Source organism: Aeromonas sp. FDAARGOS 1409 (genome assembly GCF_019048705.1).
Classification (GTDB): Bacteria; Pseudomonadota; Gammaproteobacteria; order Enterobacterales; family Aeromonadaceae; genus Aeromonas; species Aeromonas sanarellii.
In genome coordinates this window covers 2036337-2049913 of sequence record NZ_CP077395.1, presented here as the reverse complement: position 1 = coordinate 2049913, position 13577 = coordinate 2036337, and the positions used below count along the sequence as shown (strand labels likewise).

The window sequence follows — 13577 nt, the reverse complement described above, 5'->3', positions numbered from 1 at the left end:
CCGGCGGGACCTCAGCCTCCGGCCACCTCTATGGTCAGGTGCACCAGCTCCTCGTGGATGGCGAGCCGCTCGCGGATCGCCTGTGCCGGCAAGGGGGTCGTCATCTGCAACGACATCGCGGCGGCATACTGCGTCTGCCCCACCCGCCAGACGTGCAGATCGCGGATCTCGGCGCCCGGCAGCTCGGCTATCACCTCGCGGATCTCCGCCACCAGGGGGGCGTCCATCTCCGCATCCAGCAACACGCGCCCCGTGTCCCGCAGCAGCCCCCGGGCCCAGATCGCCACCAGCACGGCCCCCACTATGCCCATCAGGGGATCCAGCCAGTCAGCCCCCCACAGCATGCCCCCCACCAGCGCCACTATGGCCAGCACCGAGGTGGCCGCGTCCGCCAGCACGTGGAGGTAGGCGGCGCGCAGGTTCAGATCCTGATGACCGTGATGATGGTCATGGCCGTGGTGATGATCATCATGGTGGTCGTGGTGATGGCCGTGGTGATGGCCGTGGTGATGGCCGTGATCGTCCTTGAGCAGCCAGGCGCACGCCAGGTTGACTAGCAGGCCCAGCAGGGCGATGCCGATCGCCTGCTGGTAGTGGATGGGGCTGGGATTCAGCAGCCTGGCCACCGACTCGAACAGCATCACTCCCGCCACCCCCACCAGCAGCAGGGCGCTGCTGAAGCCCCCCAGCACCTCGATCTTCCAGGTGCCGAAGCTGAACCTGTGATCCCGGGCGAAGTGGCGGGCGGCGCGATAGGCCAGCACGGAGAGTCCGAGGGCCAGGGCATGGGAGCTCATGTGCCAGCCGTCTGCCAGCAGCGCCATGGAGTTGTAGAACCAGCCGCCGCCGATTTCCGCCACCATCATGATGACGGTGAGCAGCACGGCCCAGCGGGTCTTCTGCTCCGCAAGGGGGTTGCCCTGGTGCACGACGGGTTGGTGGCAGTGGCATGAGGTGAGGGATGACATGGATTTCTCCTGAAGACGAGGATGCAATATACTATACCCCAGTATAGTTTTATTGCGCGAGAGGATCCTGCATGTCACACACCATTCACGGCAAGAAGAAGCTGCTGGCGCGGGTGCGCCGCATCAAGGGCCAGACCGGCGCCCTGGAGAGCGCCCTGGAGCAGGGGAGCGACTGCGCCGCCATCCTGCAGCAGATCGCCGCCATCCGCGGCGCCGTCAACGGCCTGATGCTGGAGGTGCTGGAGGGACACATGCGCGAGCATCTGGGTGCCGAGGAGGCGACCCCGGCCGAGCGGCTGGAGGATCTGGACCAGGTGGTGCGGGTGCTGCGTTCCTATCTGAAATGAGGGCGCCCGGCCAGGCCGGGCGCCCCTGTCAGTCAAAGTCGGCGTAGGGGGTCAGGGGCCTCGGCGGCATGTCGAGATCCCCCTGCCAGGGCTTGAAGGTGTAGCGCAGGAAGAGAGTGGCATGGCTGGGGGCATAGTCATCCGCCTGCTGGATGTCCACCCGCCCGCCGATGCGCCAGTGCTCGGTCAGCCGGTGCTCCACCACGGCGTTCAGGGTATAGCCGAAACCGCTGCTGCTGCCCCCCTGCACGGGGGCGTTGCTGTCCGGCAAGGCGGTGGGCAGCAGGTCCTCCAGCGGGTAGCGACGGCTGTCGTCGGTGCGGGAGTGGGACCAGGAACCGGAACCGCCCAGCTCCCAGGACCAGTCCGGCGTGCGCTGCCGGTAGCTGACCGGCACCGAGAGCGAGAAGTACCCTTGCGGGCTGTAGTAGCCCCCCTGCCCCAGGGTGTAGCCGCCCAGATCCTGCTGGTAATGCCACAGCATGGTGCTGAGCCCCACGCTGGCGCGGCGGTGCGTCTCGTTGACGAACTTGTAGTAACCACCCCCCATGAGCCGGGTGCGCCAGTTGTCCGGCACGTTCTTGCCGGTCAGCAGGTGCTGCTGGGCGCTGCCCCAGAAGCCGACGGCGCCCCCCAGATCATGGCTGAGATCGAGCCGCACCCCGTTCGCTCGCACCCCGCCCCAGCTGATGCCCGTCCCCGGATCCACCGTCCCCGCGTAGGAGAGCAGTGAACTGCTGACGGGCCGCCGGGAGAGGGTGAGCCCCCACCCCAGTTCGCGCCAGTCACCGGTCAGGGTGGCACCACCGACCCAGTCCACCACCTCGAAGCCGAGCGGCGTGGTACCGAGATCGAAGGCCCAGTTCCCCCGCTGCCAGCCCGCCGCCAGGGTGGTGCCCCGACTCTGCTGGTGCTCCTGCCCCCGGCAGTCGCGGGCGGCGCAGGTACCGAACTGCGCCCGGTAGGGGGAGTCCGGCAGCTGCCCCGCATCCATGTCGACCAGCTCCAGCCGGCCGAAGGCGGTGCCACCGGCCAGGGGGGTATCCAGCTGCGCCATCTGGGTCAGGGCCCGCAGATCCGAGTAGCCCCCGGTGCCGCTGGATCCCCAGTAATCGCTGTCGAGGGAGAGGGTGGTCTGGCTCTGCCGGTAATGCCTGTCGAGATCGCTGCGCAGGCCGGACGCCAGCCATCCTTCCCCGTCCTGGCTGCGGGCCAGCCGGGTCAGTTCCCCCTCGTCCAGCTCCTCGCGGGGGGCGAGGCCTGCGGCCACCAGCCCCTTGCGATCCCGCACCAGGGCCCCCTCGGTGTCGTGGGCCGCGAAGCGCTGGCGGGCCGCATCGCGCCAGAACAGGGCCGTCTGCTGGGAGGCCGGTTGCTCCAACACCAGGGGCTCGTAGCCGGCGAAGATGGCCCCGGCCGTTTCGCCTTCTCCCAGCGCCTGATAGAGGTTCGCCACCCGGCGGTAGTAGTTGAACGCCTCCGGGGGCAGCGGGCTGATCGGCCAGGCCGGCAGCCAGCGCCGGGCCTCAGCCCCGTCCCCCCTGGCCCGGGCCAGTTCGGCCATGCCGAGCCTGGCCTCGGGCTGCTGCGGCGTACGGGCCAGCACCTGGCGGTAATGGTGCTCGGCCAGAGCAAGCTCCCCCCGCTCGGCGGCCCAGTCCGCCAGCATCAGGGTCACCTCCTCATCGGGTTGCAGCGGCTGGAGCAGCCGCTCGGCCCCGGCATCATCTCCCCGGGCATGGCTCGCCCTGGCCTTGGCCAGCACCTCGCCGCGGGCAAGGCGCCGATCCAGCGCATCCATGTCCTGTGTCCAGCCGGACCTGGGGATGGCGGCCAGCACCCCTCTCGCCTCCACCGTCTTGTCCTGCCCCGAGAGATAGAGGGCGGTGGCGTAGCGCAGGGCGGCGTCCTGGGGCCGCGCCGCCAGCCGTTCCCGCAAGAGCCGCTCCCCGCTCCCGGCCTCCCCGAGGCGGGCCCGGGTATCGGCCACCCGGTAGGCCAACCAGGGCTCGTCCGGGGTGAGGGTGAGCGCCTGCTCACGCCGGGTGAGCGCCTGCGCGAGCTGGCCGTCCCGATCGAGCCGGTCGGCCTCCTCCTGCAACAGCTCGGCCCTGAGCCGCTTGCCCTCGGCCTGCATGGCCGGAGTGCCGTGCTGCGCCAGCAGGGCCAGGGCCCGCGCCGGATCCTGCTCCTTGTAGAGGTCGAACAGGCGGGCCAGTGCCCGCTCCCGTGCGCCCCCTATGGCGAGCGCCCTGCGGTAGGCGGACTCCGCGTCGGCGTCGCGATGACGGCCCCGTTCGCTGTCCCCCAGGCCCAGCCAGGCCTCGGGCTCACGACCATCCTGGGCGATGGCACGGCGATACAGGGTCGCCGCCTCCTCCCACTGCTCCCGTTCGAGGGCGCTGCGCCCCTGGCTCACCAGCAGCCAGTAGCGGTTGGTGGCCAGCAGGCTGCGCCATTTGTCCTTGTCGGTCGCCTCGGGGTGTGCCAGCACCCGCTCGAACTGGGTGATGGCGAGCGCCCGCTGATCGTTGCGGGAGTAGGCCTGCCCCAGGGCCCCCATCAGCTCGGGATCCCCGGGATTGGCGGCCAGGGCCTGCCGCAGTTCGGCGATGGAGGCGGTGCCGCCGGCGGCGCGCGCCAGCGCCGACTGGCGCGAGCGGTAGGCGGGCGAGGCCCACTGTGCCTCCTGGGTCTCGAGCATCGCCTCGGCTTTGGTGGTATCCGCCCCCTCGCCGAACAGCACTATGTACTCCTGCAGCGCCGCCATGCTCCCGGGTCCGACCGGCATGGTCTCGACATGGGCGAACCAGATCTCGGCGGCCTCGTCCCGCTGGTATGGATCCCGCGCCATCTGGCGCAGCAGATCCAGGGCCTCCTCCTGGCGTCCACCCGCCAGGTAGTGGCGAGCCAGCCCGCCCCGCACCCTGGGCTCGCCCGGATATTGCCGGTTCAGCGCCTCCAGGGCCGCCAGCCCCTTCGCCTTCATGGCGGGGATGCGCGTCTGCAACAGGGCGTACTCCACCGCCACCTCGAGATTGGGGGGCAGATCCCCCGAGAACAGGGTGCGATAGAGGCGCTCCGCCTCCTCGAGGCGACCGGCGTTGGTCAGCAGCCTCGCCTGTTGCAGCTGCTGGCGCCGGGCCGGCTCGCTCAGGGCGAGATTCGCCATGCCCTGGCGATAGAGGGGGGAATCGGGATCCAGCTTGCCGAGCCGGGCGAGCAGCGCCTCGGCCTCCCTGGTCTTGCCCTGGCGCAGGGCCTGGCGCGCCTGGGCCGCCAGCAGTTCGGGGTGGTCCGGCTCCACCAGGGAGAGGGAGTAGAGGCTGTTGCTGACGAGATCTTCCCGCCCGCGGGCCTCCCCTATCCTGACCTGCTCCAGCAGCCAGGGCACAGGCCGTACCGTCTCCTGCGCCAGGGCGCCGCTCACCAGACAGGCGAGCAGGCCCCCCAGGATCACTCTGCCCGGCATGACGCGCTCCAGTCCGGTTGCAGGGTGCCGTCGGCGGCGAAGCGGTAGCGCCCCTGATCCCAGCCGGCACCGAACAGGCTCAGCACGCTGCCGTAATAGGCGTCGGCATCCAGGCCATGGGCCGACACCTGGCCGCGCAGGGTGGCCTCCATGGGCCCGCCCCGGGAGAGGGGCAGCAGGGCGGCGGCAAAGCCGGCCGGCCCCTTGCCCCTGGTCTGGGCACTGCGGGTGTCGACCCGCTCGGGAACCGCGCCCTGTGCGGCCGTGCTCGCCAGCATGGGGGCGAAGTGCGCCACCAGGGGCGCCCTGGCGGGATCCTCCTCGCTCAACATGCCGAGCCAGAGGTAGACGCGGATGGCGTCATAGCTGCCGAGATCGCCCTTGTCCGCCGTCACCTGCCACCCCTTGTCCGTCTGCCAGTCCACCCAGTCGGGGGCAAAGCCCAGGGGCGCACTCTCCTGCAGCAGCCTGGGCAGCAGGGCCCTCATCTCCCCCCAGGGTCCCTTGAAGGGGGCGAAGCGGGCCAGCAGTTGCGGGGGCAGGTAGCTCGGGTTCAGGGTCCAGCGTCCCTCCCCCTCATAGCCTTTCGCACCGGGCAGCAGCACCGTCCCCAACCCCGGCAGGCTGGCCACCTCTTCCCGGGCGATGCGGCGCAGCAGCAGGGTACCGATGGCCGAGTAGCTGTGGTTGTCCCACAGGCGCCCCGCCTCCAGCAGGCTGTAGGCTATCCAGAGATCCGAGTCGGAGGCGCTGTTCTCGTCCTGCACGCCCCAGCTGCCGTCCTCCCGCCGTCCCCAGAGCCAGGACGGCAGGAAGCCGGTCAGATCGCCGCGGGCGAGCTCCCGCTCGGTCCAGTCGAGCAGGCGGGCGAAGGTCTCCCTGTCGTCGTTGACCAAGGCGAAGAAGAGGCCGTAGCTCTGCCCTTCCGAGGTGGTGATCCGGCGACCGTCGGCAGGATCGATGACCCTGCCCTCCTCGCTGATGTAGTGCTGGCGAAAATGGTCCCACTCCGGCCAGTGACAGGCGGCCAGGGCCGGCAGGGAACAGAGGGCCCAGAGGATCAGGGCTCCACAGGCATTCTTCATCTGAGTCATCTCTTAGTCTTCCTTCAGACGGCGGCGACTGGCACTGGCGAGCAGCACCCGCAGGCCCCAGCCCAGCACCAGCATGCAGACCAGGGTCAGCCCGGCGAGGCGCAGCGGATAGCGGGCGAACAGCTGCCAGAGGCGCTCCCACCACGGCAGATAGCCCAGTTCGTAACGCTCGCCCACCTCCAGGCTCTTCACCCCGGACTCCCGGATGAGGGTCACCGAGCCCGCCACCTGATCGCGCTGCGCTGGGGTTTGCAGGGTGTCGTTGAGCAGCCTGACCCCCGCGGACCCGTCCGCCAGCAGGGCCACCAGGCTGCGCTGATCATGGGTCGGGGACTGCAGCCCCAGGATGACGGCGATGGCGTCGTTGCCCGTCATGCCCACCCTGGCCTGGGGCTGGCGATCGGCCATGTTGTGGAGCAGATCCCCCCTGTGCTGGCGCGTCGGCTCATTGACCCAGCTGCGCGTGGCCTGCAGCAGGGCGTCCGGCTCCGGATCCCGCCTGAACTCCTCCGGCAGGGTGCCGATGAGCAGGGTATCGAGATCCGCCGTGCGCGCCTGCTCCCAGTCATTGAGGACACGCAGGGAGAGGGCCGGATACCCGGTCTCGGCCCCGATGGCGCCCAGGGTGTCGAGCAAGGTGGTGATCTGCTCCGGGTGGGGCCTGGCCGGCATGACCACCTGGCTATCGGCGAGATCCGCCATCCGGCTGAACGGGAAGCCCCCGTAGGAGAAGGCCCTGAGGTTCGGCATCTCGATGAAGTGGCGATAGCCGGTGAAGTCGATGGTGGAGGCCTCGTCGATGCGCACCTGATGGGCCGGCGGCATCACCAGATCGCAGCGGCCATCCTCCGTCCCTCCCATGTATTGCTGGGCATACTCGAACGAGAAGCTCAGATTGTTGGCCTGGGTGGTCTTGAGCCCGGGCATCCGCAGCGCCGTGGCGTCGCCGTCGTCGGCAAACCAGAGCGGCAGGGTAAGCAACCGCTCCCCCTTGACCTCACCGGGTTCGAGCGGGAACGACTTCATGAACTGGCCGTTGACCGCCACATCCAGCCGGGAGCCATCCCTCAGGGTCGGCGCGCTGTGGTGATACTTGAGCTCGGTCCTGATGCCGCTCTCCCCCAGCAGATAGAGATCCGGCGGCAGGCGCAGCGTCAGGCTCATGGGCCAGAGGCGGCGCCCCGTGGCCTGCAGCTGGCCCGGGTACTCCGTCAGCTCGTCGAAGCGCATCTTGCGATCGAGGCGCACCCAGTTGGGAGCGTCGTAAGGCTGGCGCGGTGCCAGCGGCTTCACCTCGTCCACCCGCACGCTCTGGCCCCGCAGCAGCACCTCTCCCCGGGCCAGCCCGCTGACCGCGGCCAGCAGATCCTGCTGATCCCGGCCCAGGATCAGCAGCAGCTTCACATAGGGATTGTCGGGGGAGCTGATCATGTCGATGGTCGGCCCCTTCACCTCGGGATAGTCGGCCAGGAAATCGGGGCGAGCGTCGTTGGTGGCGAAGATCACCCCGTTGCGATCGGGCAAGCGGTTGATGAGCACCGGGAAGTGCTGCCCCCGCCACTGCGCCCGGGTGCCGAACCAGGAGGCCAGCACCGCCGCCGCCTGCTGCTGTTCGAGGGGCACGGCACCGCTGAACACCATGGGCAGGATCAGCTTGCCATTGTCCCGCATGTCGAGGAACGGCATGGGGAAGAAGGAGAGCTCGTTGCGCACCGGCAGGGTCTGCAGCTGCAGGCTCAGCTTGCTGTCCCGGTTGACGTTGAGCCACAGGGTATCGCTCGCCGGGTTCTCGCACACCTTCTGGTAGTGGCCGACGAAGCTCACCTTGATCCGGTTGAAGTCCTTGGCGTAGCGCGGATCCAGCTCGATGCGGGCATGGGTACGCTCCCCCATCTGCTCCTTGGTGAGGGCGGTGACCCCCATCAGCTCGTCATTGAGGTAGACCTTGACCTGGGAGATGAGCGGCAGCAGGGAGGGGGACGGCGTGAAGTCGAGGTCCAGCGTGGCCCGGGTGACCACCTCGTCGCGCCGCACGGTGAAGTCCGCCTGCCCGTCAGGGGCATTGCCGCGCAGGGACAGGGTGCCCGGCGCCGACGCCATCTGCTCGAAACTCAGCGCCAGGCTGCGCACCGGCGCGGGGACTTGCGGCCGGGGGCCCGAGGCCTCGTCGGCCGTCGCCCCCTGCGCCATCAGCAGGAGAGGGATAAGGTAGCGTAGTGGTTTCATCATCCTTTCACTGTCTGTGTGGTCGGAGCCCCTGACCGGAAATCCGGCGAGACGCGACGAGGAACGAAGGAGAGCAGCCAGCGAGCCAGCTTCTCGAGGAGGATACAAACAAAGCCGATGGGTGAGGTTCGGGCCAGCCGCCAGTAGGCGCCCCACCCCAGCAGCGTGATGTCGAGCAGGCTGTGGAGCGGGCGATCCTTGCCCAGACGCTGCTGCCACAGGGACCAGGTGTCGGCCCGGGCGAAGGTGCACTGGATGAAGGCGACGTGCTGCGCCTGCTCCATGGGTTCCAGCTCCAGCCCCAGCTTGCGGCCGAACACCCGCTGCACCTTGGCGGCGAACGCCTGCTCCCGCTGGTCATGGCGCAGCAGCAGCCAGACCCGCTCCTTGTCGGCCAGGGGCAGGGGCGTCTCGAGCAGGATGCCGACCCCGCCGTTGGAGTAGTCCTTGACGGTGCAGGGGTAGAGGTGGCCGTTGGCCAGCTTGATGGCCGCCGGCATCACCATCTCCACCCTGGGGTTGGCGCGCACCTGGCGCGACTCGAACGCCACCGCCAGGGCCCCGCCCAGTATGGTCATGTTGTAGAGGGCCCAGAGCATGCTGAGGATCAGGGTCGGCACCTCGTCCGCCGGACCGGTGGCGATGCGCCAGATGCCGAACCCCAGCCCGCACAGGTTGAGCAGGATCAGCAGCAGATAGGGCCGGGAGACCGCCAGATCCAGGAACACCTCCTCCGTCATGCCCCCCTTGGCGGTGACGTTGAACTTGCCCTTGTGGGGGGCAAACAGCGCCACCGTGGTCGGCCGGGCTATGTACCAGGCCAGCACCGTCTCGTAGACCTCCCCCCAGAAGGAGTGGCGCACCTTGCCCTGCAGCCGGGAGTTGGTCAGGGCGCTGTGGACGATGTGCGGCAGCATGTAGAGGGCGATGGCCGCCGCCGGCGCATAGATGATGTAGGCGTGCAGGATCAGGAAGGCGAGCGGCGCCGTCAGGAAGATGAGGCGCGGTATGCCCGAGAGGAAGTGCAGCATGGCGTTGAAGTAGCAGAGCCGCTGCCCCAGGTTCAGCCCCTTGCCGAACAGGGGGTTGTCCAGGCGCAGGATCTGCACCATGCCGCGCGCCCAGCGGATGCGCTGGCCGATGTGGGCCGAGAGACTCTCGGTAGCGAGCCCCGCCGCCAGCGGGATCCGGATATAGGCGGAGGTGTAGCCGAGGCGGTGCAGCCGCAACGAGGTGTGGGCATCCTCGGTGACCGTCTCCACCGCGATGCCGCCGATCTCGTCCAGGGCCGAGCGCTTGATGACGGCGCAGGAGCCGCAGAAGAAGCTGGCGTCCCACATGTCGTTGCCATCCTGCACCAGGCCGTAGAAGAGGGCCCCCTCGTTCGGCATCTTGCGAAACCGCTGCAGGTTGTGCTCGAACGGATCGGCCGAGAAGAAGTGGTGGGGGGTCTGCACCACCCCCAGCCTGGGATCCCGGTAGAACCAGCCCACCGTCATCTGCAGGAAGGAGCGGGTCGGCAGGTGGTCGCAGTCGAAGATGGCGACCAGATCCCCGGTGGCCATCTTGAGGGCGTGATTGATGTTGCCCGCCTTGGCGTGCTCGTGGGTCGGGCGTGCCACATAGCGGATCCCCGCCTCTTCGGCGAAGTCACGAAACGACTCCCGTCCCCCGTCATCGAGCAGCCAGATGGTGAGCCTGTCGGCGGGCCAGTCGAGCCCCATGGCGGCGTAGACAGTGCCCTTGACGATGGCGAGATCCTCGTTGTAGGTGGGGATCATCAGATCCACTTTGGGCCACTGGGCCGGGTCCGCCGGCAGCGGCGCCGGCGGGCGGTGCAGGGGCCAGGCCGTCTGCCAGTAGCCGAGCAGCAGCACTACCCAGGCATAGGTCTCGGCGGCCAGCAGCAGCAGGCCGCAGGCCAGGCTGACGGGATCGAACCAGTCCAGGGTGGAGGTGTAGCGCCACCAGATGTAGCGGCAGGAGACGGTGAGGGAGAGCACCATCATCATCAGCATGGGGTAGCGGCCCGGCACGGCGCGCAGGATGAAGGCCATCCCCATCAGCATGATGACGAACACCAGCTGGGCCTCCAGAGTGAACGGCTGGGTGATGCAGAGCAGGGAGAGGGCGCCGGCCACCGTGCAGAGCAGCACGCTCTTCCAGCGCGCCTCCCTGGGGGTCGCCCTGGCCGCTGCCAGCCCCTTCTCCTCCTGGCGGATCAGGAAGGCGCCGAGGGCCTGGGTGCCCCGGTGCCAGGCCCGTTGCCAGGAGGCGGGCCAGCGCAGGGGGATGGGCACGGGACGGCGCACTATCATCCAGAGGCTCTGCAACAGGATGCGCAGCGGGTCCCCGGCCCTGGGATGTGTCAGCTGGGGATAGAGATCCCGGGCATGGCCCAGCACCCACTGCCAGCCGTGGCGCTCCAGAGGGAAGAGGGCCCAGGCCAGCAGCCAGCCCAGGGTCAGCCCGGCGGCCCCCCAGCGGGAGGCGCCCCGGGCGCGCAGCCCGCGATAGCGCTGGGAGCACCAGAGGCTCGCCGTCGGCGCCAGCAGCCGGATCAGCATGGGCCGGCGTCCCCGATGCCCAGGCACCAGCTCGCCAGGGCCGCCAGCTCGTGGGCGATCAGGCTGGCGGGGGCATGGCGGCCGACCGGCTGCTTGGCGGCCATGGCCTCGGCCATCGCCTCGTCCCGGTGCAGGCGAAGGGTGAGCAGGGGCAATCCGCCCGCCTGCCAGAGATCCAGCAGATCCTGCTGCAGGGCGCAGTGGCTGGTGAACTGGGTCACCAGCAGGCGCTCGTCGGCCGCCCAGCGGTGCCGGTGAAGCCGCACATGGCAGTTGGCGTCGGCGTTGACCACCAGCAGCCGCCGGCAAGGCAGCTCGGGCACCGGCCCCATGGGCAGATCCAGCAGCACCAGGTCATAACCCGGGATGGCCTCCAGCCAGGGGCCTGCGAAGGCCCCCGTCACGCCGCCATGGGGCAGCAGATCCAGTCCCTCCTCGTAGCGATGGAGGGCTCCTGACCACTCCAGCGCCGGGCTGGTCAGCCGGCTCCAGCCTCCGGGGTGGTCATGGGGCAGGCCCAGGTGGATGCCGAGCAGGTTGTCCTCGCAGAGATCCACCGCCAGCACCCTGGCCCCCTGCTCCCGGGCCGCCAGCGCCAGACCGGCGACGATGGAGGTGGTCCCCACGCCACCGCGGATCCCCTGCAGCGCGACAAGATTCATGCAGACCTCCCCTTCTCCGATCCTGCCGGTCCCCCCGGCTCCAGCTCAGCCAGCAGCGGGAAGCGCTCGCGCAGGGCCTTCAGCCGCTCCCGGAACGCGATGTCCTGGTAGGCGAGGCTGACGCCGAAGGCCTGCTGGACCATGACCACGTCGTTCACCACTCTCCCCTCCACCGGCACACCGAAGGGGGCCGGCGCCCCTTGCCGCCACGCGCGCTGCATCGTCGCCTCCTCACTGGGGATAGGGGACCCAGTCCCCCTGCCCCAGCTTGATGTGGTACTGGTTCTGGTACTCGATCACGATCGAGCCCTGGTTTTCCGACACCGCGGGCGTCTGCGGCAGGTCGCCCAGCAGGGCGTCCCAGTCGATGCGCTCGCTGCCGAAGAGGTCGCCGCTCACCAGCCGGGAGACCAGCTCGGAGACCGCCAGGAAACTGCTGGGGGTGTCGATGATGCGGGTCGCCTCGTGGGGCGCCCTGGTGCCGAGCAGGGCTACCCCCACCGGCACCTGGGTGATGCTCGGGCTGGGAATGTCCCTCAGCCCCGGCATCTGCATCTTGTCCCCGGTGAGTGCGGCACCGTGCTCAGGCACCACCACCACGGCCACCTTGCGGCCGGATTGCTCGAGCGTCGTCATGAAGTCGTCCAGCTGATCCAGCAGGGTCTTGAGCCTGGCCTTGTAGGGGGCTATCTGGCGGCTGGCCGCATAGCGGTTGCCGTCGTGCAGGGCGATGAGGTTGAAGAAGGTCAGGTTGCGCGCCGCCTGGCTCTGTGTCCGCTCGTTCAGCCAGCGCCCGAACAGGGCGTCCCCGCGATAGATGGGCTCCCCATCGAAGGAGGCGAGGTCGTGGGCCAGCCCCTGCTTGTCCATGGGAGGGACGTCCAGCCCGGCATACTGCTGCAGCCCCGTCAGGTAGTTGCCGAACGCCCCCGAGTGATCCATGGCGACCTGCTTGGCAAAGCCGAGCCGGGCCAGGTTCTCGAACAGCAGGCACTGGCTGGGGGCCGTCACATAGAGGCCCTGGTGGCTGGTCTGCCCGCAACTGGCCCGCAGCAGGCGAATGGTGCCCGGGCCGCTGTAGGAGGTGGCGGAGTTGAAGCGGTTGAAACGGATGTCGAAATGGCGCCAGACCGGGTGCCCGGTCAGGCCGCTCGCCTCCACGTCGCGCCAGGCCAGGGAGCAGATGTTGATGATGAGCACATCGAAGGGCGCCGCCTGAGCGGGCAGGGCGTCCGGGAAGCGCACCAGGCGATCCTGCTCCTCCCGATAGAAATCATCGAGATAGGCGTTGAGGTTCTCGTTGGTCGGTGGGGCGCTCTGATCCAGTTGCTCTTCCATCGACACCGCGCCCCGGTCGGGCACGGGTCGGGAAACCGATGTCCCGCCCGATGCCACCGCCGTCCTGGAGGCAAAGGGATCGCCTATCAGGGGCGAGAGCCACAGCCAGAGCAGGGCCAGCAGGATCCAGGGGGTGAAGCGCAGCCACTGGGCGATGAAGAGGTAGAGGGTCAGCATCACGAAGCCGGCGCCGACCATCTCCCAGTTGATGAAGCGCCCGAGCAGCGCCAGCCAGTAGTCCAGGGTGAAGGAGAAGACCTGGCTGCCCTGATCGAGAATGCTCTCCATCCCCGGCAGCCAGGTGTCGTGGTAGAAGATCCCCACTCCCATGGGCAGCGCCAGCCAGTGCCTGACACGGCGCCACCCCGCCCGGGGCAGGGGAAAGATCAGGAAGGCGGCGAACACCAGGTTGATCAGGGGATGGAAGTTGAGATAGCCCCCCCAGAGCAGGGCAAACTTGGCGAGAAAATAGATATTCCAGCCGCCCAGGCCGTGCCAGTCCAGCCAGGGAGAAGCGGAGTCAGAGACGTGTCGGGTCATCGGCGATGGGTCACCTGTTATCTTGGGCCCCCGCCTGGGAACCCGGGCACACTGCAACGGTTGAATGATAGTCGGCCTATTATGCAACGAATGATTCGCCTCGAGTGGCACCGGATCAAGGACAGACAACCGGGTGATGCGCACGTTTTAGTGCCATACGTGCCCAATGTTACCCAAGCGACCCCATAAAAGGCACCCCGCACCGCCAAAATGGGGGGGATGACCGGCCGCGCTGACGCGCACCATGGGGCTCGAAGGGGAACCCGCTACGACAGAGGCTGTCACCCTTGTCGCCATCTCGAACAGCTTGAGGCCACCTCCGGATTGCGCCATGATAACGGCCCCGGCCCCAGGCCGGTCGAA

General features: G+C 68.8%; 9 protein-coding genes. 1 reads left to right on the top strand and 8 read right to left on the bottom strand.

Translation table 11 applies throughout. From position 1 onward, the window contains the following. Positions 1 to 11 precede the first annotated feature (11 nt). Positions 12 to 968, bottom strand: a complete 957-nt coding sequence (dmeF, locus tag I6L39_RS09805) for a CDF family Co(II)/Ni(II) efflux transporter DmeF (protein WP_216991669.1) — start codon at positions 966 to 968, stop codon at positions 12 to 14. A 71-nt stretch (positions 969 to 1039) separates the two neighbouring features. Between dmeF and I6L39_RS09800 the strand changes: the two genes are divergently transcribed. Further along, complete coding sequence (locus tag I6L39_RS09800; RefSeq protein WP_209794741.1) at positions 1040 to 1315, top strand: metal/formaldehyde-sensitive transcriptional repressor; 276 nt, start codon at positions 1040 to 1042, stop codon at positions 1313 to 1315. A 28-nt stretch (positions 1316 to 1343) separates the two neighbouring features. Here the strand turns inward: I6L39_RS09800 and bcsC are convergent, their stop codons facing one another. The 7 genes from bcsC to bcsG are packed head-to-tail and all read right to left on the bottom strand — an operon-like array spanning position 1344 to position 13214. After that, positions 1344 to 4787 (bottom strand): cellulose synthase complex outer membrane protein BcsC, encoded by a 3444-nt coding sequence (gene bcsC / locus I6L39_RS09795; RefSeq protein ID WP_216991668.1) that lies wholly within the window; start codon positions 4785 to 4787, stop codon positions 1344 to 1346. Next, positions 4772 to 5881 (bottom strand): cellulose synthase complex periplasmic endoglucanase BcsZ, encoded by a 1110-nt coding sequence (bcsZ, locus tag I6L39_RS09790; protein ID WP_254203763.1) that lies wholly within the window; start codon positions 5879 to 5881, stop codon positions 4772 to 4774. Before bcsZ ends, bcsC begins: the two co-directional genes overlap by 16 nt. Positions 5882 to 5884: 3 nt before the next feature. After that, positions 5885 to 8110: a cellulose biosynthesis cyclic di-GMP-binding regulatory protein BcsB gene (gene bcsB, locus I6L39_RS09785; protein WP_216991667.1), complete on the bottom strand. Its 2226-nt coding sequence runs from the start codon at positions 8108 to 8110 to the stop codon at positions 5885 to 5887. Beyond that, a complete protein-coding gene (gene bcsA / locus I6L39_RS09780; RefSeq protein WP_216991666.1) occupies positions 8107 to 10674 on the bottom strand; it encodes a UDP-forming cellulose synthase catalytic subunit in 2568 nt (855 codons plus the stop codon). Before bcsA ends, bcsB begins: the two co-directional genes overlap by 4 nt. Further along, on the bottom strand, positions 10668 to 11336 hold the full coding sequence (bcsQ, locus tag I6L39_RS09775) for a cellulose biosynthesis protein BcsQ (RefSeq protein ID WP_216991665.1): 669 nt from the start codon (positions 11334 to 11336) through the stop codon (positions 10668 to 10670). The genes bcsA and bcsQ overlap by 7 nt, the downstream gene beginning before the upstream one ends. Continuing rightward, on the bottom strand, positions 11333 to 11557 hold the full coding sequence (bcsR, locus tag I6L39_RS09770; protein ID WP_216991664.1) for a cellulose biosynthesis protein BcsR: 225 nt from the start codon (positions 11555 to 11557) through the stop codon (positions 11333 to 11335). Before bcsR ends, bcsQ begins: the two co-directional genes overlap by 4 nt. 10 nt (positions 11558 to 11567) lie before the next feature. Further along, complete coding sequence (bcsG, locus tag I6L39_RS09765; protein WP_216991663.1) at positions 11568 to 13214, bottom strand: cellulose biosynthesis protein BcsG; 1647 nt, start codon at positions 13212 to 13214, stop codon at positions 11568 to 11570. Between the last annotated feature and the right edge of the window lie 363 nt (positions 13215 to 13577).